The organism is Polynucleobacter sp. 39-46-10, assembly GCF_002282275.1.
This window is the reverse complement of sequence record NZ_NCJB01000011.1, coordinates 1-20711: the sequence shown is the minus strand read 5'-3', so window position 1 is coordinate 20711 and position 20711 is coordinate 1. Positions and strand designations below refer to the sequence as shown.

Genomic DNA, 20711 nt, shown 5'->3' with positions numbered 1-20711 from the left:
TAATCTATTCAATAAATGGGTGTGCGCAAAACTAATGAGCAATTAATCAATTTTAACGTTTGCTGCCTTAACTGCTTTTGCCCACTTGTCATGTTCGCTCTGGGTGATTGCTGTTAATTGTTCAGAGTTTGCGAATTGCGGATGAATTCCTTGGGTAGCAAGACGTGCTTTGAAGTCGGGGTTAGCGAGGATCTTACGGATTTCTCCTTCCAGCTTTGTAATGATTGCTGGAGGCGTTCCTTTTGGAGCATAGATTGCATAAAAGTTTTCAACATCAAATTGCTTCATACCGTCTTGACCAAGGGTGGGCACATTTGGCATGAGTGGTGAACGATCGCTAGCAGCAATAGCGATTGGGCGTAACTTACCACTCTGAATATGGGGCAAAGATGCAGTGACGCTATCAAACATCATGAGGGTATTGCCAGCAATTAAATCTGGTAATGCGAAAGAGCTGCCTTTGTATGGAATATGAGTGCCAGTTGCCCCAATCCGTTGCATGAACAAAGTTGACTCTAGGTGAGAGAGGCTGCCGTTACCCTGTGAAGCGTAATTAAAGTCACCTTTTTTAGATTTAATAAAGGCAATGAGTTCGGGTAAATTCTTAGCCGGCACCGAAGGATTAATCACGATTAAATGGGGTACGGTACCAATAAGAGCAACAGGCGCAAAATCTTTTGTCAAATCTGCAGGAGGATTTTTGAAGATGGCCTGCGAAATAGACTGATTAGTCATGGCGCTAATATGAATCGTATACCCATCTGGAGCAGCCTTGGCAGCGGCACTTAAGCCAATCATCCCACCAGCACCGGGTTTGTTTTCAATCACAACAGGCTGTCCAAGTGCCTCACCAAGTGGGATTGCTACTGCACGTGCAAATACATCAGTAGAACCGCCCGGAGGGAATGACAGAATGGCAACAACAGGTTTTTTAGGCCAATCCGTATCCGGTGCTGACATGACCTGCCCAGATAAGCTGCTGAGCAGCAAGAGTCCGAAGAATGTTTTTGAGAGGCAACGTAAAGTATTCATTTCAGTATCCAGTTAGTTAATGAGTAATATAGTATTAGAAAACTCACCCTAAGGTGTGAGGCAAATTACAAATAACATCGAGACAAACATGACAGCAGCTACAAAAAATCCTAGCGCGATTGATATGTCGGCCTATTGGCTGCCATACACACCTAATCGCTACTTTCACCAAAATCCAAAAGTCATGCAGTCCGCTAAAGGAGCTTACTACTTTGACGATCATGGTCGAAAGTTGTTTGATGGTCTTTCAGGGCTGTGGTGCTCCCCATTGGGGCATGGCGATCCACGTATTGGTGCAGCCATTCAAAAACAGTATGAGAGTATGGATTACTGCCCTGCATTTCAAATGGCAAGTGAGGCTACTTTCACTTTAGCAAGTCGCATTGTTGAGATGGCGCCAGCAGGTTTAGATAAGGTCTTCTTCACTAATTCGGGATCTGAAGCAGTGGATACCGCCCTCAAGATTGCGATTGCGTACCACCGATCAATGGGGAATGCATCTCGCTTTCGCATGATTGGTCGCGAGCGCGCCTACCATGGTGTTGGTATCGGTGGCATTTCTGTTGGCGGGATTGTTGCTAACCGCAAAGCATTCGCCAATATGATGATGAATGGAGTTGATCATCTCCCGCATACTTTTAACCTTTCTCAAATGGCTTTCTCCAAAGGGCAGCCTACTTGGGGTGCGCACTTAGCTGATGAGCTGGAAAATATCGTCACTTTGCATGACGCTAATACGATTGCTGCAGTTATTTTGGAGCCAGTACAGGGCTCGACGGGGGTGATTGTTCCGCCACAAGGCTATTTGCAAAAGATTCGGGATATTTGCACAAAGCATGGCATCTTACTAATCTTTGATGAAGTCATTACGGGCTTTGGTCGCTTAGGTGCAAACTTTGGTGCAGATCGATTTGGCGTAACTCCCGACATGATTACCTTTGCTAAAGCCATTACCAATGGTGTAATTCCAATGGGAGGTGTATTGGTGCGCGGAGATATTTACGATGCCATCATGTCGCAAGGCGGACAAGAGCAGGCCATTGAATTCTTCCATGGCTACACTTATTCAGGCCATCCAATTCCAACGGCTGCTGCCCATGCAGTGTTGGATATTTTTGAGTCTGATGATCTGGTGAATCGTGCTATAGCCCTTGAACCCGTCTTGGAAAACTCTTTGCATGCCCTCAAGGGGAAAACGGGCTTACTGGATATTCGTAACTTTGGTCTGTCTGGTGCGGTTGACTTGGTTCCGATTGCTGGGAAGCCCGGATTGAGAGCAATGAAGACCTTGGAGGCCTGCATTGAAAGAGGCGCATTGGTACGAATTACGAACGATACGATTGCAGTCGGTCCTCCGTTTATTTCAACACCTGCAGAGGTAGAGTTTTTAGTAAGCGTATTAAGCGATGCGATTGATGATGTGATGAAGATCACTTAACGCCATCAAGCAGTCAGCGGGACTTTAATTAAATAGGTGATACAGAATGGGGATGGCTACCGCGCTAATCACCCCATTCATTCCCATCGCTAGACTGGCATAAGTCCCAGCCTCTGGGTGAATACTAAATGCACGTGATGTCCCAATACCATGTGCACCGATACCAATTGCAAAACCACGCTGCCACCACGCTTTCATTCCCAGAGCATTCAGAATGAAGGGGGCCAAAATGGCTCCCAGAATTCCGGTAGTAACGGCAAAGATGGCAGTCAGGGTTGGGGATACGCCAATACGCTCAGCAATACCCATGGCGATTGGCGCAGTTACAGACTTGGGATACATCGCTCCGGTGATGCTAGAGTCAGCCCCGAATAATTTAGCGATATTGACTGCGCTGATGATTGATACTAGACCCCCTGCAAGCAAGGACGCTAGCAAAGGAAGGGATCGACCCTTTAAGCTACTCAAGCCTCTATAAATCGGAATAGCCAACGAGACGGTTGCTGAGCCCAATAAGAAATGAATAAACTGCGCACCTTCAAAGTAGGTGGAATAGGGCATCTCAATAAATTGAATTATGCTAGCCACCAAGATGATCGCAATTGCTACGGGATTGGCCAAAGGATTCTGTTTTGTAGCTTTATAAATCGATAGGCCAATTTGATAGGCGGCCAAGGTAATAAACAGGGCAAATAACGGGCTGCCCGATAAGTAAACCCATATCTCGACGATGGAGTGTTTTTCACTCATTCATCCACCTCTTTTGGCTTTGCGCTCAAAAAGCGGACAACGATCGCGCTAGTGGCAATTGTCAAAATGACGCTACCAACTAAAGCGCTCACAATCGCGAGTGCATTGGCTTTAAGTTGGGGTAGAAAGAGCACTACACCTACTGCTGCTGGAACAAATAAGAGCCCAAGATACTGGCTAAAGCCATCTGCCACCATGGCGAGCTCATGATTGATTCCCTTGCGCAGTACTAGCCAGACAATGAGTAGAACCAATCCGATAACGGGACCAGGCAGGGTAGGTAAGGCGAACTTTGATACAAGTTCGCCAAAGCTTTGGAATAAAAGAATTTGGACGAGGCCGGAGATCATGAATGGGGCCTCAGAGACTCAACTCAATCGGAGAATACTACGGAGGTTGCGCCGTTAATTAAGACACGGTCATGCAAGTAGTAGCGTAGAGCACGTGATAGGACAGTGCGCTCTAAATCACGACCTTTACGAACCAAGTCCTCAGGCGTATCACCATGAGTAACACGAGTCACATCTTGCTCAATGATGGGGCCTTCATCCAGATCGCTGGTAACAAAGTGTGCAGTAGCGCCAATCAACTTGATGCCGCGGGCATGAGCCTGATGGTAAGGCTTGGCGCCCTTAAAGCTTGGTAAGAAAGAATGGTGAACATTGATGCAGCGTCCAGATAACTTAGTCGATAAGTCATCCGAGAGAATTTGCATATAGCGGGCCAAAATGACCATATCTACTTTTGAATCAGCAACAATCTCTAAAAGTTTGGCTTCTTGTGCCGGCTTAGTCTCTGCTGTTACGGGGAGGTGATAAAACGGAATATCGGCAAAATCAATGCTGGAGTAAAGCTCGCGCGGGTGGTTTGAAACGATTCCACAAATGATCATCGGCAATTCACCGATACGCCAGCGGTAGAGAAGATCCACTAGGCAATGATCTAGCTTAGATGCCATGATCAATACACGTTTTAAATCCTTCACTGCACGTAAGCCCCAAGTAAGATCAAAACGTTTAGCGATTTCTACAAAGCCAGCTCTCAAAGTTTTGCTGTCAGCACTGCAGCTAAAGCTCACACGCATAAAGAAGCGTTTAGAAGCCTTGTCATCGAATTGCTGAGCCTCTTCAATATCGCCGCCCAATTCAAAGATGTACGTTGAAACTGCGGCAACAATGCCTGGTCGATTGGGGCAGGTGAGTGTGAGGTAGTAATTTTCTGTAGTCATGGCTTTAATAAGGGTAAAGAATGCTGATTAGGCGTAATTTTAGACTGCTTATTTAGAAGTGGTCAGGCTATCTGCTGGGCCTGGATAAGGCTCACTCATATCTTTGATAGTCGGAACGGGAATATCGCTGCAAATGGGCTTAGGCCCTAGGGCATTGAGGAAGTTGCAATCTTGCTTGGTTGCTGCGGAAGCCGCGTGCTCTAAAGGGGATTTTCCGGTAGTGGCAGTGGAGATGGCGCTTGCTGCAGTCGAAGGGTTGGCTGCTGCCACGGAAACGGCTGCGGTGCCAGCAGAGCTTGCTACGCTGGTTGCTGAGCTGCCTAGGGCAAGCAAGGGGGCTGCGCAACCAGTTAAATTGAGGCAGAGAAAAATACTCCCAATAATCAGACCCCAATAAATGCAAAAAGCAGACCAACCCGATGGGTTTGATCTGCTTAGATGGGAAGTCAAAATACGCTGTTTATTTACGCTTGCAGACAACGTTAAATACTCCTGCGGTCCAAGACTCGTTCACGACAGGCTCAAACTCACTACTAGGAGTTTTGTTATCGGAAACTACTTTGCCGCTACCTTTATTACCGGCAAACTCTTTGTATTCGATTGGGCGATAGCTAAGGGCTGGGCAGTTGTATTCATTAATCCCAATGATTGAGCTAACCGGCTGCTTCGTTTTTGGATTCACGCCAGGCTTTTTAAAATCCAGCATCGACATAATTTGCGCTTTTTCGCCGGACGCACTAATGGTATCGAGGTCTACATAAACTACCATGAGCTCATTAGATCCCAATTCTTTCCACTCAGCGAAGCTGCTGGAGAAAGGCAATAAGGAGAGGGCAGTAAAAATAGTAAGTGCGTGTATTTTTTTCATAATAAATAGCGTTGTTTCTCAATCGGTTAAACCCGAACTGGGCCTGTAAATTCTATTCTAAACTCCCTAGCTTATTTCTCCTTAATATTCAGATCTAATTGTCGATTGATCTTTGAAGGCTTCATTTGCAGGGGAAGATATTCATTGCGAGCCCAAAGCCCGCTCATATTGCGGTAGAGCTTGTTCTGCACCCAGCCAGACTGTCCAGACTGATAAATAAATAGGGACTGTTCTAAGTCAGAGAGATCAAAGAGGGTTCGAAGGCTGGGAGCCTGCTTAGTTTCAAAAGGGTTATCAGCTCTCAGGAGTTCAAGACGCCCTACGTTGATGCTAAAGCTATCGCCGGAAAAAGCTTGCGTCAAATTAAAGAGGCTGCCAAGGAGTGGCACCTTGCTTAATGGACGGTGCTCAGAGACTGCCATGTGCGCATTACCCCATGTCCAATTTTTAGGATTATTGCCAAATTGCGCGCTCAGTTGTTCAAGTGCGTTATCAAATGCTGCATTTGAAGCATCGGCACAGCTTTCAATTTGTTCAGTTTGCGGATCATTGCACCATGGGCTATTGGGATTTTGCAATTGCAATATTAAGGGGTGCCTAAAATTCCGTGCACCATAATTTTCCGTAAATAAATAACCTAGGCGTGAAAAGAGTTTGCGTGAGAGTTGATCAGCCCAGGCATTAAATATGAGCGCACCAGTACTATCAATTTTCATATCGCCATCAAAATTTCTGCTGAGCTCAATAGCTTGTTGTGCCAAAGGATGTTTTGATTGGGTGGATTTAAATAACTCCAATAATGGTGTAGCACCCAAAGACAGGGTATCTGCTTGCATGGATTTCATGGAGGTGAGATCGTGCACTGACTTGCCTTTAATCAATTCCACAATTCGGTCGTAGCGTGTTGGTAAATCCCAGTCACCAGTGAGTGGGTTTGGATCATTGCTGGCTAATATTTTTTGGTTGGCTGTGGCGATCCAGTTTGTATCTGGGTTATTGCTGCTTGGTAGCTGATCAAATGGGATATACCCAGCCCAGTCATACTGCATCTCCCAGCCTAAGGCTGGCGCTACACCATATAAACCTTGGTGCAAGGTGCGCTTGGGTGCAACACCGGCCGCCTGAAGAGAGATGTTTCCATCGACATCCGCCATGACAACGTTTTGCATTGGGGCATAGTTTTTGCGTAGCGCTTGTTTGAATGTATCCAAATCTTTGGCGTGATTCATCTCTAGCAAGCCAGCAACAGACTGGTTTTCAACATCTAGCGCAGTCCAGCGTAATGCCAGGGCAAAGCGATCGGTATCAATGGCTCGTTTTGCGCGTGCATAAGATTCAGAGATCACTGGACCATGTCGAGTCTCTTTAACCAAAAAGCGAAGAGGGGGCTCGCCTTTGATGTCGATGATTTCTTGGCGAACTTTAAAAGATAGCGGGCCCTCTGGACCTCGATATGTGCCGGGATTTTTCGGATCTAACTGCTCAATATATAAATCCTGAACATCGGGACCCGTATTGGTGAAGCTCCAGGCGAACTTATCGGTTCGGCCTAGTACTACCGCTGGAATGCCGGGGAGGGTGGCGCCAATGACATTAAGTCCTGGGGCCTCCAGGTGAGCTATATACCAAATTGCCGGAGCTGATAAGCCTAGGTGTGGGTCATTCGCCAGTAAGGGCTTGCCAGAGGTGGTGAGTTTCCCGCTAAGTGCCCAATTGTTTGAGCCCATGCCATCTTTTCCGCCTGGCACTTCATTAATGGCCAGCTCAGTTGCTGGCAGTTTCTTGGACTTTTGATCTCGTGCGAGTGGATTAGGGTTAAAGACATTGATATCTCGATACATCTTGGCAAAGTCAACATTACTTACAGGCTCGCCTGGCGTATATGCTGGCATCACCTCCCATACTTGCTTGGTCGTTAAGAATTGCGAGAGCTCAAGGCGTTGTAATTCTTTATGCCAGTTACCGCCAAGATCAAGTGCCATCATCAACATCCATGCCACGCTATCAGTGGGCGACCAATGCTCTGGCTTGGAACCGGTTAAAAAGTATTCAACTGGTAGCGCCCAACCCAAGTGAGCATTGCCAGCATTGACACCATCCGCATAGGATTGCAGCAATTGCTTGGTAGCAATAGGGTAACGATCGAATTGTTTTTCGGCAGCATGTTTAATGCCTAGCGTACGAATAAAACGATCAATTGCGAGCGTTTCTTTTCCGAGGATTTCTGAGAGTCGCCCGCTAGATAGTCGGCGATTAATTTCCATTTGCCAGGAACGTTCGCTCGCATGCAAATAGCCCAAAGCAAAGAGGGCATCTGTAGAGCTCTTTGCCTGAATATGGGGGATATCACTTTCATCAAAGGTGATGGCAACTGAATCGCCTAAAGATTTAATAAGCCGCTTGCCCGAGGGGCTGGTTTGAGCTGAAAGTAAGTAAAAGACTCCAGCCGCGATAGTTAATGTCAATGCCCCAAAACCAAGCCAAAAGATGGCTTTAAATAGGATTTTAAGACCTGGACTTAGCGTAGATACTTTCATGGGAATAGTTTAGTGGGTTTGCTTTGGCTTCAAGCTTACGCTAGGTGAATGCAGACTTCCCGCCTCCAATAGCTCCCGCATGCTAAAATTTTGCTTGTCTTGATTTATTTAGTACGGCTTTATTGCTCGTGCGAGCCCGAGTGGTGAAATCGGTAGACACAGCAGATTTAAAATCTGCCGACTCAAAAAAGTCGTGCCGGTTCGATTCCGGCCTCGGGCACCAATCGGTTGTTGTTAATTATCTTACCCCCCATCAAGATCTTGAAAAGATTTACTACTCTTTTTTTTCTGCTGGCAATATCTGCCTTTGAGGCTCAGGCGCAAGTTGCCTTCGTGTTTAACTGCACTCGTACGGAAAAAGACTATACCGAAAATTACGAGCTCAGAATTCAGCCTGCTACGAAAGTGCAAAAAGCAAAAGTATTTTTAGATGGCCGAGATCTAGACCGCATGGATGAGGGCGGTCGACAGACCGTAAGGACCGTAGTGATTGCTAGACCCAATATCTTGATAACGATTGAGGCTTCCTTTGATCCCGAGTTGATAGATGGAATTACCTATCCAGCCGGCAAGGTTGCAACTGAAATCAGCCTTAACCAAGTAACTGGAAAACTCATCAAAGCTGAAACCATTCAGGGCGGCATTCTGGGGGTACACCTGGGTAATGGCAGAAAAACCACTGAAGAGCATTGCGTGCCCTTGCTTGGGGAAAATCATTAGTAAGGCTGGGGTATATTAGTTTGATGGCTAATTTTGCTACATAAGCTTACAGATGCTCAATGCTTCAAAGCGCCCCTGGCGGGTGTGCCCCCAATGAAAAATTTGCTGTCACTCTAATAATTTTATTCAATGCTCTTTTGCTAATCGGTTGTGGCGGCAATAGTGGATCAACCTCATCTACTGAAACCCCCAATATTCTGTATGTGGTGATGGACGATAAGTGAATCAGGCGGAATATAAAGCTGGAAGGTCTCTAACGACTATTGCTGCGGAGATTACTATGGTCGTAAGAAATGATACCTATAAGTTGGTCCGTAATCAGACTCAAACCTATTTCCCGTCAACAGATACTGGCGGGCTAGTTACCACGAATGAGTTTTATCAAATTGATCAGGCGGTGCCTACGCCCAAGATTGACAAGGCGGATCTAAACTTGATGTCAACGATGTCTTCATGGTCAAGCATGATAACTGAAAACTATAATAGTTTGCTGGCATCACTCAATCGCATTATTGCTTCCCAACCTCCTTGTAATGGTGATGCGAATATAGATGGTCAGGTAAACTCAGCGGATCTCAGTATCTGGCAAAGACTATTGAGTTGGGCCTTGTCTAGTATTGCAGACTTTAATTTTGATGGCCTTACCAATAATGCTGATGCTCAAATCATTCGAGACAATCAAGGTGTATGCGGTAAAGCAACGGCAGTCTATTGATTTTGAATTTGAGTGTCACTATTTTTAATTACTTTATGGGCAAACCTCAAGATGCCTGCAGGATTAATGTCATGAAAAGTATTTCTTTGCTGCTATCTGTTTTATGTAGCTCGATATTGTTGTCTGCTTGTGGCGCGGGCTCCTCTGATAGTTCGCCATCTACTTCAAGCTCCGGTTGGACTTGGGTCGGTGGCAGTCAATATAGCGGCGCATTGAATTTCGACTTCACTGCTCAAGGGGTGGGGAGCACTCTGAATGTGCCAGGCGCTCGCAGCACATCTGTTAGCTGGATAGACAAGGAAGGCAATTTTTGGTTATTTGGTGGCTTAACAGAAAATGCGGTGACGTTTCTTAGTGACATGTGGAGATATAACCCCAAGACAAAAGAATGGGCCTGGATGAATGGCTCTCAAGCCAGCAACACCTACGGAAGTTATGGAACTCTAGGCCTTGCGGCAGCTAGCAATAGCCCTGGCGCTCGTATTGGTCCGGTTGCATGGACTGACACTAGCGGCAATCTCTGGATGTATGGTGGTTTTGGCTATGGTGAATCAGGCACCATGGGCACTCTAAATGACCTCTGGAAATACAACATTGCTTCTGGCCTTTGGGCTTGGATTTCTGGTGGCAAGGGAATTACAGCATTACCCGTATATGGCAGTAAGGATGTGCCTAGCACTACCAATACACCCGGCGGAATTGTTGGGGCAAATGGCTGGATTACCAGTGATGGCCATCTTTGGATATATGGTGGAGCACAAGACTCCGCTCTAACTATTACTTATAACAATTTATGGGAATTTGATCCAAGCGCATCCACTTGGACTTTTAGAAGTGGGGCGGGCAAGGATAGTTCATCAAATTACTTAACAAATTCAGGGGGTGTTTACGGTACGAAAACTGTGAGTGCAAGTACAAATCAACCTGGCGCCAGGTTAGATGCGGTCAGTTGGCTTGATAGCTCTAATAACTTATGGTTCTTTGGTGGCAATGGCTGGGATAGTGTTGGTACTTCTGCAGCCATTTTGAATGACCTCTGGAAATACAACACCACCACTAAGCAGTGGACGTGGATGAACGGAAGTAATTTGAATAATGCCTTTGGTACTTACGGTGCAAAAGGAGTCGCTGCCGCTAGCAATACGCCTGGGGCTCGTTGGTACCGCGGACCATTTGCATGGGTTGATACAGCAGGTGACTTTTGGATGTTTGGCGCAGATGGAAATGGCGCCAGTAGAAGCGGCCTCTTAAATGACTGGTGGAAATACAACGCCAGCACCAATCAATGGGCCTGGATGACAGGGGCTACCGAGCCAGGTGCTCTGCCTGTATACGGTACTCAAGGAACTTTTTCAACAAGCAACCAGCCTGGCTCACGTAAGGACGTCATTGGCTGGTCAGATGCTAGTGGTAACTTATGGATATTTGGTGGATATGGCCCTGATGCTGTAGGAACGTCGGGCTATTTGAATGACCTTTGGAAATACGCGCAATAATCATTGGCGCCAAATAGTAAGAGAAAAGCAATGCAATCAAAAATCTTGAAAAGTATTTTATTGGCCCTAACAGTGATGGGGCTGCTTTCTTGCGGAGGAAGTTCGGGTGGGGGTAGCTCAGGTTCTTCCACTGGAACACCCAACATTTTATTTGTCATCATGGATGACGTTGGCATAGATCAAATGTCTAGCTTTGGCTACGATGCTGATAATCAGCCGAGTATGCCAAATATTCAGATTATGGCGAGTTCGGGGGTGCGTTTTCGTAATACCTGGTCAATGCCTGAGTGCTCTCCTGGGCGCGCATCTATGTTTGTTGGGCGCTTTCCTTTTAGAACCAAAATTTATGGTGCGATTGGTCAGGATGATTTAGCCAATTCTCAGGTTTCACCATACGACATGACTACGCCCATGCTGATGAAGCAGGCGAACTATGACAGCGGCTTATTTGGTAAGTTCCACTTAGCCGGACCAGACAACAATCAAGCAGGTAACGGTACTCCCGGACAGTTGGGTTGGGATTATTTTTATGGGTGGATTGGTGGCTTGCCAGCTTCCATTGACACAACGGCGGGCGGCATTACCACCACTGTCGGAACTTACTCCTGCGGATTTGTTCCGGGTGCCGGACAAACTAATGGCGCCACAAGTGGAGCATGCCGTCAAGCTAATGGTAGTTGTAGTGCGCTGAATGGCCCAAATTCAGACGGGGATTCTGCTGGTAAGCGATGCATGATGAGTGGTGGTATTTTTGTGCCCAATACTTCTTGTCAAGATGCGGCTCCATCCGGTCTGAACTTTAGCACCATGCAAAATGCCTACTATGTTTCGCCCTTGGTAATCAACCAGGGTGGAACAGTAACAACAGTTCCATTGACCGATCCGCGTAATCGTGGGTATCGCACAACCATTGAGGCTGATGCAGCAATTAGCTGGATCAAGAGTCGTCCAAGCAATAAACCTTGGATGGCGACGGTAAGTTTTAGTTCTGCACACACTCCTTTGCAGCAGGCGCCAATTGGCTTGGCTCCAAATGCTGGAGCAGCTGCTGATCAGCTGGATTGTAAGAACTCTACTCAGCAGCGTTCAATTCAAAATCAAATGACAGAGGCGATGGATACTGAGTTTGGTCGCTTGATGATAGAGACGGGCCTTGCTACCCGCGGGTCTACTGGAAAGCTGGTTTACGACCCGAAGGCAAGCAACACCATGATTGTGATTGTTGGAGACAATGGCACATTGGGGGGCTCAGTCAAACTGCCATTCAATCCTAATCTTGCTAAGGGTACGGCATACCAAACTGGTATTTGGGTGCCCTTGATTGCTGCGGGACCCTTGGTTGTTCAGCCTGATCGCGAAGTGAATCACATGGTGAACATGGTGGATGTATTTCAGCTCTTTGGTGAGATTGCAGGAATTAATGTTCCTGCCTCAGTGCCACGTGTCATTGATGCTGCACCTTTACTTGCCTATTTAACCAAGGTCGATCAATCTAGTATTCGTACCGTGAACTTTGCTCAAGGTAGCTATAACATCCAGGCTAACGGTGGTCGGAATGGACCGTGCGTTTTCTCGGGTAGTTCATGCTCACAGATTCCGATTTCAAAGAGTGTGTGCGAAGACAACAATGGAACATGGTGGGGGGTTGGATTTGATACATCAGGTGCAAATGCTGTTCCTCAAACGGCTGGCCACAGCTCATCCCAGGGATATCAAAGTTGCTGTCAGGTAAATCAGGCTAAATTTTCCCTTGGTCAACCTCAGATCACGATTGTGGCCGAGTCTAGCACCGGAATTCGCAATGACGGCTACAAGATTGTTCAGAACACAACGCAATATTTTGATTCTGCCAACAACACCTGCGTTGATTCTTCTGGAAACCAGTTGGTCAATGTGACTAATGAGTTCTATCAGATTGACCAAGCGGCGCCTCTACCTAAGTTAGATAATCCTGGTTCGGCCAATCAATTAGATCCAAACTCTTCATCAACCTTACTGTCGATATACAACAGCCTCATGTCTCAATTGAATTCAATCTTGGCGTCCCAGCCAGCCTGTCCTGGTGATGCGAATATTGATGGTCAGGTGAACGATCAAGATTTGAGTGTTTGGCAAAAGTTCTTAAATTGGGCTGGTACAGCAGCGGGTGTTTTGTCATCCAGTGTGGCCGACTTCAATTGGGATGGTCTCACTAATAGCATTGATGCCCAAACCATTCGCAATAAACAGGGCGCCTGTCCTACAGCTACATCGGTCTATTAAGTGCTGATCAAGCGTCGCCATTGGATTCTTGCTGCCGCTGGGCTTGTTGCGGCAGGGGGAATTGCCTCTTACTTCTTTGTGGGGCAGTCTGGTCATTCTGCTACGGCTGAGGTAAAAGTAATCCAGAGTGATGGTCAGAATGCCCCCGTAGGAATGGTTTGGATCCCTGGCGGTGAGTTTTTGATGGGCAGCGATCACAAGAAAGCACAGGTTAACGAAAAGCCTGTTCATCGTGTCAAGGTAGATGGGTTTTGGATGGATCAGACCCATGTCACTAATGATCAGTTTGCCCAATTTGTAGCAGCAACAAACTACCGGACTACGGCTGAGCAAATCCCAGATTGGGACACTATCAAGGTTCAGTTGCCTCCTGGAATACCGAAGCCGCCAGCGAGCGCATTTGTTCCTGGAGCTATGGTTTTTGTGGGTACAAAAGATAAGGTGCGTCTAGATGACTACTCTCAATGGTGGGCATATGTTCCCGGTGCAAGCTGGAAGCATCCTACTGGCCCTAAGAGCAATATCGAAGGTAAGGGCAATCATCCAGTTGTTCAGGTGAGTTATGTTGATGCCCTAGCTTTTGCAAAATGGGCTGGAAAGCGTTTACCAGCCGAGGCCGAATGGGAATTTGCTGCGCGCGGTGGATTGAATCAAGCAACCTATGCTTGGGGTGACCAGTTAGAGCAAGATGGAAAATTGCTTGCCAATATCTGGGATGTTAGAAAGCAGGCTTTCCCAGTTGTCGATATAAAAGTAAGTCCAAAAGCGGGTGGAGCGATTGGTACAAGTCCAGTGGGAACCTATCCGCAGAACGGTTATGGCCTATTTGATATGACGGGCAATGCTTGGCAGTGGGCTGCTGATTGGTATGGATTTAATTTTTTTGCGCAACAAGCTAAAGAATATGGCAATAAAGTGATTCTCAATCCTCAGGGTCCAGATCAATCATTTGATCCTGCCGATGCTGGAGTTCCACCTAATGCCCCTAAGCGTGTCATTCGAGGTGGATCATTTTTGTGTAATGAGGACTACTGCCAGTCTTACCGCCCGAGCGCTCGGCGTGGCGCCGATCCCTATAGTCCGATGTCACACCTAGGATTTCGATTGGTTCGGGATAAATAAAAACCACCTTAGTGAACTGACCCCCAGTAGTTCGACAGTTTGATTGGGTTTCGGTAAATTAATTAGGCTCGGTTACAAAACCTAATTTTGTTAAGCCTGCTCGACGAGATGCTGCTAGCACTTGAGCAACGTATTCGTATTTAACAGATTTATCGGCACGCAAATTGATTTCTGGTTGCGGCTCCTTCTGAGCAGCTTTTTCTGCATAACCATCAAAAGTCTTTAAATCAATCGGCGTGCTATTCCAAAATATTTGACCCTGAGCATCAATTGAGAGTTGAACTGACTCTGGCTTTACTTCATTACGCACGCTATTGGCTTTTGGCAACTCAACCTTTACCGCCTGTTGAATAACCGGCAAGGTAATAATGAAAATAATTAAGAGCACCAACATGACATCCACCATCGGTGTCATGTTGATTTCGGCCATGATGCCGCTTTCTTCTTGATCGTTCTGAAGATTAAAAGACATGTTTATTCTCCGGACTTCACACGGGCACCAGTGACAAAGTAAGCAAGGAGGTCATTGCCAAAGCGATTGAGGTCAGCAACTAATAATTTATTGGCGCGATTAATGGCATTAAAGCCTAGTACTGCTGGAATCGCTACCGCCAAGCCCAAGGCAGTCATGATGAGAGCTTCGCCAATTGGGCCGGCAACTTGATCAATCTGGGCGCTACCTGAACTGCTAATAGAAATCAAGGCGTGATAGATGCCCCATACAGTTCCAAATAAACCAATAAATGGTGCGGTTGCCCCGGTTGAGCCAAGGAAGGTAAGGCCTTTTTGGAGTTGAGCGGCAACCCCATCAATACTGTTCTTCAGACTTCTTGCCATCCACTCCGAGTAATTCAGTGTTTGTAAAAGTTCACGATGATTGGTCGATTGACTTTGGTGGTGGATAGAAGCTCCAATCGTAGCCTTAGCAATTTGATAATAAGGATTACTTGCATGACTAGTGAATGCATTTAAACCTTGGTCGTACGAAGTGGCGCGCCAAAATTGATCGAGCTCAGGCTTGAACTTGCGCAAATTACGCAGATCCCAAAAGCGAGAGAGCAAAATTACCCAAGTCACAATTGAGCAGATGAGAAGTGCGATTGCCACAAAGCGGGTAATTGCATCGCCCTCGAGCCATAAATTTGCTAAGCCAAATGGTGTATTCATAATATTTAATTCTTTAAATTGAATTTAATTAAAAGGTTAGTGGAAATTCTTTGAGGCGAGCCGTTTACCAGAAATGGTTTGAAGCGATAACGACGACCAATTTCCGTTGCTGCACGATCTAACCTTGGAAAGGAGCTGGAACGTAATAACGCCACATCCTCAACGCTTCCTGATTCATCAATAATCAATCTCACCACCACCTCACCTTGCTCCCCAGATCTTTTTGAGAAAGAGGGGTAGTAAGCGTCAGCATCAGGTAGATATACGACAACCAGTTTACCAATGTCAGTCTGAATTGGTGTGCCGCTGGATCCTGAGGTAGAGGCAGGGGCAACAGTGGCATTTGGTGCCTGGGATTCACTTTTAGACTGCTGCGGCGTTGGTGGGGTTGCAGCCTGTTGTTGCGTTTGTGGTGTTGGAGCCTGGGTAGATTTCTCATCCACGGTTTTCTTCTTTTGCTCTTGCTTAGGTTTGGGTGGGGGTGCAGCCGGAGCAGCTTGTGGTTGTTTGGCAGCCTCAGGACTCACTAGGTTGGCCATCACTCGCGCATCATCTAAGTTATTTTCATTATCGGGTTTCATGCCACTCTGAAAACCAATTAAAAATAGTAGGTGTAAAGCAATGACGATACCAATGATGATGCGATCGGTTTTATCAAAGGGCAGACGCGTATTCAGTCGACTCAAAAAAGTGCTCATTTGAAAGTGCCCACCAGCTGAGATTCAATACTGTGCCCATCTAAATCCGACTGCATCAGCTCTTGCGCCATTTGATGCAAAAGCTCTGCATCCTTACTACTGATGAATCTAATGGAACCATGCTCCCCATCATCCAACTGCTTGCCTTGTGCTTCTAATTTTCTTTTGAGTTGGCGTACTACAGCATCGCTGGTATCAATGAGATTAATTGAGTCTCCCAATAGCTTGCGGATCGCTTTTCGTAAAAAAGGGTAGTGCGTACATCCAAGAACAAGGGTGTCGGCACCTGCATCCTGGATTGGCTCAAGATGCTCGGCAAGTAACTCTAAGGTTTCTTCGCCATTGGCTTGACCCGCCTCAATTAGCGGTACCAAACCTGCCCCAGCTTGTTTAACAAATTGGCAGTTCGGAAGTGTGGCCAGTAAGGCGCTAAATTTATCGCTCTTGAGTGTGGCCTCAGTTGCAAGTACGCCAACAATACCATTAGTGGACTGCATTGCTGCGGGCTTGATGCCAGGCTCTACGCCAATGATTGGAATGTTGCTGAGCTGGTTGCGAATATGAGCAATGGCTTCGGCAGTGGCTGTGTTACACGCAACCATGATGGCATCGCATCCCTGCGCTACTAGGTATTGGCACAGCTCCATACTTCGTGCAGCAATCCACTCACTAGTTTTTTCCCCATAAGGAGCATTGATAGAGTCTGCTAAATAAATATAGTCATGCTCGGGAAGCTGGCGCAGAGCCTCATCCAAAATGGATAAGCCTCCAACGCCAGAATCAAAAACCCCGATGAGTGCCAAGTAAAGGTCGCTTAACTAAGTGCGGTTGATTTAACGAATAAATGACGCACTAAATGACTCAAGCAATCTTGACTGGAATGCCAGCAATCTTTGCCTGCCATTCTTTCGGTCCAATATCGTGCATGGATATGCCGTCAGAGCTCACAGCTACTGTCACTGGCATATCTTTGACGTCAAATTCATAAATCGCTTCCATACCCAGATCAGCAAAGCCAACCACCTTGGCCGTCTGAATGGCTTTAGAGACTAAGTAAGCAGCGCCTCCAACAGCCATTAAGTAGGCAGATTTATGTTTCTTGATTGCCTCGATTGCAGTAGGACCACGCTCTGCCTTACCAATCATGGAAATTAAGCCGGTCTTGGCAAGCATCATCTCAGTGAACTTATCCATGCGAGTTGAGGTTGTTGGGCCTGCTGGACCAACGGCTTCACCACCCACTGGATCAACTGGACCAACGTAATAGATCACGCGGTTCTTAAAGCTCACCGGTAATTCTTCACCCTTAGCAAGCATGTCGGCAATGCGTTTATGTGCTGCATCACGACCGGTCAAAATTTTGCCGTTGAGAAGAAGAGTTTCACCTTCTTTCCAGTCAGCCACTTCTTCAGCGGTCAAAGTATCTAAGTTCACGCGCTTGGATTTTTTGGTATCCGGAGTCCAAGTTACATCTGGCCAATCGGATAAGGATGGCTTTTCTAATATCGCTGGGCCATCGCCATGCAAGTGGAAATGCACGTGACGGGTTGCGGCACAGTTCGGAATCATCGCTACTGGCAATGAAGCCGCATGCGTTGGGTATTCCATGATCTTGATATCTAGAACAGTTGCTAAACCACCGAGACCTTGTGCCCCAATACCGAGCTTATTAACCTTCTCATACAACTCTAAACGCAGTTCTTCAGCACGAGTCTTCGCGCCGCATGCGATCAATTCTTGAATATCTACTGGACCCATCAAAGACTCTTTAGCCATCAACATGGCTTTTTCAGGAGTGCCGCCAATACCAATGCCGAGGATGCCAGGGGGGCACCAGCCTGCACCCATGGTCGGTACAGTTTTAAGAACCCAATCCACGATCGAGTCAGAAGGGTTGAGCATCACCATCTTGGCTTTGTTTTCAGAGCCGCCACCTTTGGCTGCGCAAATGACTTCAACATTATCGCCTGGGACAATTTCGTAGTGAATGACTGCAGGGGTGTTATCACCCGTGTTTTTGCGTTTACCTGCTGGATCCGCTAATACGGAGGCTCTTAATGGATTCTCTGGGTTCATATAGGCCCGACGAACACCTTCGTTCACCATCTCGGTGACGCTCATGGTGGCGTCGCCCCACTGGACGTTCATGCCAATCTTGAGAAAAACGACTGCAATACCTGTGTCCTGACACATCGGGCGGTGACCTTCTGCGCACATGCGGCTATTGGTCAAAATCTGAGCAATCGCATCCTTGGCAGCAGCGCCTTGCTCTAGCTCATAAGCCTTACCCATAGCGGAGATAAAGTCTTTTGGGTGGTAATAAGAGATGAACTGGAATGCATCTGCAACGCTTTGAATGAGGTCGTTTTGTTTGATATTTGTCATGGTTTTGGGCTTAATTATGTAAGGTTTTTTCTATTTTAAGGGTTTGCCATAGAGCAAATCTAGCGTGTTTTCACTTATCTTATTAGCTCTTGGGGATGCGTTTCCCTAACTCTGCGCTATTTTTGCAGAAAAAAACGACTGATTATTAAATAGAAGGGCTGTGAAGCATGGAACCATTGATGCAAGAAAACCGCGTATTTAACCCACCTGCAGACTTCGTTAAATCTGCTGCCATTCCTGGAATGGAAGCTTACAACAAGCTTTGTGCTGAAGCCAATAAAGATTATGACGGTTTCTGGGGTCGTCTTGCTAAAGAAAACATCTTCTGGAAAAAACCTTTCACTAAAGTCTTGGACGAGTCTAAGGCACCCTTCTATAAGTGGTTTGAAGATGGCACAACTAATGCTTCTTATAACTGCTTAGACCGCCAAGTTGAAAATGGTCTTGGTAATAAAACTGCCATTATTTTTGAGGCCGATGATGGCTCCGTTACGAATGTAACTTACCAAGAAATGCTTGAGCGCGTTTGCAAGATGGCAAATGCGCTGCGCAAAATGGGCATCAAGTCTGGTGATAGCGTTATCATTTATATGGCAATGACGATCGAAGGCGTGGTTGCGATGCAAGCCTGCGCCCGTATCGGCGCAATCCACTCTGTCGTGTTTGGCGGCTTTTCTGCTCAAGCTTTGCGTGACAGAATTATTGACGTAGGTGCTGTTGCCGTGATCACGGCTGATGGCCAATTCCGTGGTGGTAAATCTTTGCCATTGAAAGCAATTTGTGATGAAGCGCTATCTACTGGCGAATGCCCTAAAGTAAAGCATGTCATCGTAAACAAGCGCACTGGTTCTGAAGTCACAATGACTGCAGGTCGTGATGTGTGGATGCAAGAAATCGTAGCAAATGAATCGACTACTTGCGAGCCAGAGTGGGTAAGCGCTGAGCATCCACTCTTTATTCTTTACACATCTGGATCAACTGGCAAGCCAAAGGGTGTTCAGCACTCTACTGGTGGTTACCTCTTGTGGGCGATTCTCACAATGAAGTGGACTTTCGACATCAAGCCAAATGACGTGTTCTGGTGTACTGCTGATATTGGCTGGGTAACAGGTCATTCCTATATTACCTATGGCCCACTCGCAGTTGGCGCCACTGAGATTGTCTTTGAAGGCGTTCCAACTTATCCAAATGCTGGTCGTTTCTGGGACATGATCCAGAAACACAAAGCAACGATTTTCTATACAGCTCCAACAGCGATTCGTTCTTTGATCAAGGCATCTAGCAATGATCAAGCATTGCATCCAAAGAGCTATGACTTATCTTCATTGCGCCTCTTGGGTTCAGTTGGTGAGCCGATCAATCCTGAAGCTTGGATGTGGTACTACGAGAATGTGGGCGGCTCACGTTGCCCAATCGCCGATACGTTCTGGCAAACCGAAACTGGTGGTCACATGATTTCACCATTGCCAGGTGCAACACCCATGATTCCAGGCTCATGCACATTGCCATTACCAGGCATTCAGGCGGCGATTGTGGATGAAGCAGGTGTAGACGTTCCAAACGGTCAAGGCGGTATTTTGGTTGTGAAGCGCCCATGGCCATCCATGATTCGTACCATCTGGGGTGATCCTGATCGTTTCGTGAAATCGTATTTCCCAGAAGAGTTGGGCGGTACTTTGTATCTAGCAGGTGACGGCGCAATCCGTAACAAAGAGACTGGCTACTTCACCATTACTGGTCGTATCGATGACGTGTTGAACGTATCTGGTCACCGTATGGGCACGATGGAAATCGAATCTTGTTTAGTTGCCAATCCATTAGTTGCTGAAGCTGCAGTGGTGGGTCGTCCTGACGATATGACTGGCGAAGCAATTTGCGTATTCGTGGTTCTTAAAGGCGGTCGTCCAACGGGCGATGAAGCTAAGAAGATCGCGACTGAGTTGCGTAACTGGGTTGGTAAAGAGATTGGTCCAATCGCTAAACCTAAGGATGTACGTTTTGGCGATAACTTGCCTAAGACGCGTTCTGGCAAGATCATGCGCCGCTTGCTGCGTGTGATTGCTAAAGGTGAAGAGGTGACTCAAGATACTTCAACTCTCGAAAATCCAGCAATCTTGGACCAGCTTAAAGAGTCTGTATAAGTAGTCAATTGTGCTTTTACAGGCAGACCCTTCCTGCAAACGTATAATCATTAGCTGTACGGAAGGGTGGATGAGCGGTTTAAGTCACACGCCTGGAAAGCGTGCGTAGGTTAATAGCCTACCGCGGGTTCGAATCCCGCCTCTTCCGCCAG

At 46.7% G+C, this 20711-nt stretch carries 19 protein-coding genes and 2 tRNA genes; 9 read left to right on the top strand and 12 right to left on the bottom strand.

Translation table 11 applies throughout. From position 1 onward, the window contains the following. Nucleotides 1-42 precede the first annotated feature (42 nt). Entirely contained in the window at nucleotides 43-1032 is a 990-nt protein-coding gene (locus tag B7X71_RS02220) for a tripartite tricarboxylate transporter substrate binding protein (protein WP_293597799.1), read from the bottom strand. 88 nt (nucleotides 1033-1120) lie between these two features. Between B7X71_RS02220 and B7X71_RS02215 the strand changes: the two genes are divergently transcribed. Further along, a complete protein-coding gene (locus tag B7X71_RS02215) occupies nucleotides 1121-2470 on the top strand; it encodes an aminotransferase class III-fold pyridoxal phosphate-dependent enzyme (RefSeq protein ID WP_293597800.1) in 1350 nt (449 codons plus the stop codon). Nucleotides 2471-2494: 24 nt separating this feature from the next. Here B7X71_RS02215 and B7X71_RS02210 read toward each other — a convergent pair whose 3' ends face one another. The 6 genes from B7X71_RS02210 to B7X71_RS02185 form a co-directional block, all read right to left on the bottom strand. Continuing rightward, on the bottom strand, nucleotides 2495-3220 hold the full coding sequence (locus B7X71_RS02210; RefSeq protein ID WP_293597801.1) for an LrgB family protein: 726 nt from the start codon (nucleotides 3218-3220) through the stop codon (nucleotides 2495-2497). Then, nucleotides 3217-3570, bottom strand: a complete 354-nt coding sequence (locus B7X71_RS02205) for a CidA/LrgA family protein (protein ID WP_293597802.1) — start codon at nucleotides 3568-3570, stop codon at nucleotides 3217-3219. The genes B7X71_RS02210 and B7X71_RS02205 overlap by 4 nt, the downstream gene beginning before the upstream one ends. 23 nt (nucleotides 3571-3593) lie before the next feature. Next, nucleotides 3594-4448, bottom strand: coding sequence for a formyltetrahydrofolate deformylase (purU, locus tag B7X71_RS02200; protein ID WP_293597803.1), 855 nt, complete (start codon nucleotides 4446-4448; stop codon nucleotides 3594-3596). A 48-nt stretch (nucleotides 4449-4496) separates the two neighbouring features. Next, nucleotides 4497-4928, bottom strand: a complete 432-nt coding sequence (locus B7X71_RS02195; RefSeq protein WP_293597804.1) for a hypothetical protein — start codon at nucleotides 4926-4928, stop codon at nucleotides 4497-4499. Next, entirely contained in the window at nucleotides 4909-5316 is a 408-nt protein-coding gene (locus tag B7X71_RS02190; protein WP_293597805.1) for a surface-adhesin E family protein, read from the bottom strand. The genes B7X71_RS02195 and B7X71_RS02190 overlap by 20 nt, the downstream gene beginning before the upstream one ends. 71 nt (nucleotides 5317-5387) lie before the next feature. After that, entirely contained in the window at nucleotides 5388-7781 is a 2394-nt protein-coding gene (locus tag B7X71_RS02185) for a penicillin acylase family protein (protein WP_293600149.1), read from the bottom strand. 206 nt (nucleotides 7782-7987) lie between these two features. On the opposite strand from B7X71_RS02185, the gene B7X71_RS02180 reads away from it, so the two are divergent. The 6 genes from B7X71_RS02180 to B7X71_RS02155 all read left to right on the top strand — a co-directional run bounded on the left by B7X71_RS02180 (nucleotide 7988) and on the right by B7X71_RS02155 (nucleotide 14168). Then, a tRNA-Leu gene (locus B7X71_RS02180) sits at nucleotides 7988-8076 on the top strand. 38 nt (nucleotides 8077-8114) lie between these two features. Then, a complete protein-coding gene (locus B7X71_RS02175; protein WP_293597978.1) occupies nucleotides 8115-8573 on the top strand; it encodes a hypothetical protein in 459 nt (152 codons plus the stop codon). A gap of 220 nt (nucleotides 8574-8793) precedes the next feature. Beyond that, complete coding sequence (locus tag B7X71_RS02170; RefSeq protein WP_293597979.1) at nucleotides 8794-9288, top strand: hypothetical protein; 495 nt, start codon at nucleotides 8794-8796, stop codon at nucleotides 9286-9288. Nucleotides 9289-9359: 71 nt separating this feature from the next. Continuing rightward, a complete protein-coding gene (locus B7X71_RS02165; protein ID WP_293600148.1) occupies nucleotides 9360-10784 on the top strand; it encodes a kelch repeat-containing protein in 1425 nt (474 codons plus the stop codon). 30 nt (nucleotides 10785-10814) lie between these two features. Beyond that, entirely contained in the window at nucleotides 10815-13046 is a 2232-nt protein-coding gene (locus B7X71_RS02160) for a sulfatase-like hydrolase/transferase (protein ID WP_293597981.1), read from the top strand. Continuing rightward, entirely contained in the window at nucleotides 13047-14168 is a 1122-nt protein-coding gene (locus B7X71_RS02155) for a formylglycine-generating enzyme family protein (RefSeq protein ID WP_293597982.1), read from the top strand. A 58-nt stretch (nucleotides 14169-14226) separates the two neighbouring features. Here the strand turns inward: B7X71_RS02155 and B7X71_RS02150 are convergent, their stop codons facing one another. Genes B7X71_RS02150 through B7X71_RS02130 form a run of 5 tightly spaced genes read right to left on the bottom strand, consistent with a single transcriptional unit; the run spans nucleotide 14227 to nucleotide 18418 of the window. After that, nucleotides 14227-14640 (bottom strand): biopolymer transporter ExbD, encoded by a 414-nt coding sequence (locus tag B7X71_RS02150; protein ID WP_215326769.1) that lies wholly within the window; start codon nucleotides 14638-14640, stop codon nucleotides 14227-14229. A 2-nt stretch (nucleotides 14641-14642) separates the two neighbouring features. After that, entirely contained in the window at nucleotides 14643-15335 is a 693-nt protein-coding gene (locus B7X71_RS02145; RefSeq protein ID WP_293597983.1) for a MotA/TolQ/ExbB proton channel family protein, read from the bottom strand. Between the two features lie 5 nt (nucleotides 15336-15340). After that, nucleotides 15341-16033, bottom strand: coding sequence for an energy transducer TonB (locus tag B7X71_RS02140; protein ID WP_293597984.1), 693 nt, complete (start codon nucleotides 16031-16033; stop codon nucleotides 15341-15343). After that, entirely contained in the window at nucleotides 16030-16836 is an 807-nt protein-coding gene (gene murI, locus B7X71_RS02135; protein ID WP_293597985.1) for a glutamate racemase, read from the bottom strand. Before murI ends, B7X71_RS02140 begins: the two co-directional genes overlap by 4 nt. Before the next feature lie 58 nt (nucleotides 16837-16894). Next, nucleotides 16895-18418 carry a fumarate hydratase gene (locus tag B7X71_RS02130; RefSeq protein ID WP_293597986.1) on the bottom strand — a complete coding sequence of 508 codons (1524 nt, stop codon included), beginning with the start codon at nucleotides 18416-18418 and terminating at the stop codon, nucleotides 16895-16897. A gap of 167 nt (nucleotides 18419-18585) precedes the next feature. Here B7X71_RS02130 and acs point away from each other — a divergent pair, with 167 nt between their 5' ends. Both acs and B7X71_RS02120 read left to right on the top strand, forming a co-directional pair. After that, entirely contained in the window at nucleotides 18586-20559 is a 1974-nt protein-coding gene (gene acs, locus B7X71_RS02125) for an acetate--CoA ligase (RefSeq protein ID WP_293599466.1), read from the top strand. Nucleotides 20560-20619: 60 nt separating this feature from the next. Further along, a tRNA-Ser gene (locus tag B7X71_RS02120) sits at nucleotides 20620-20710 on the top strand. Nucleotide 20711 lies beyond the last annotated feature (1 nt).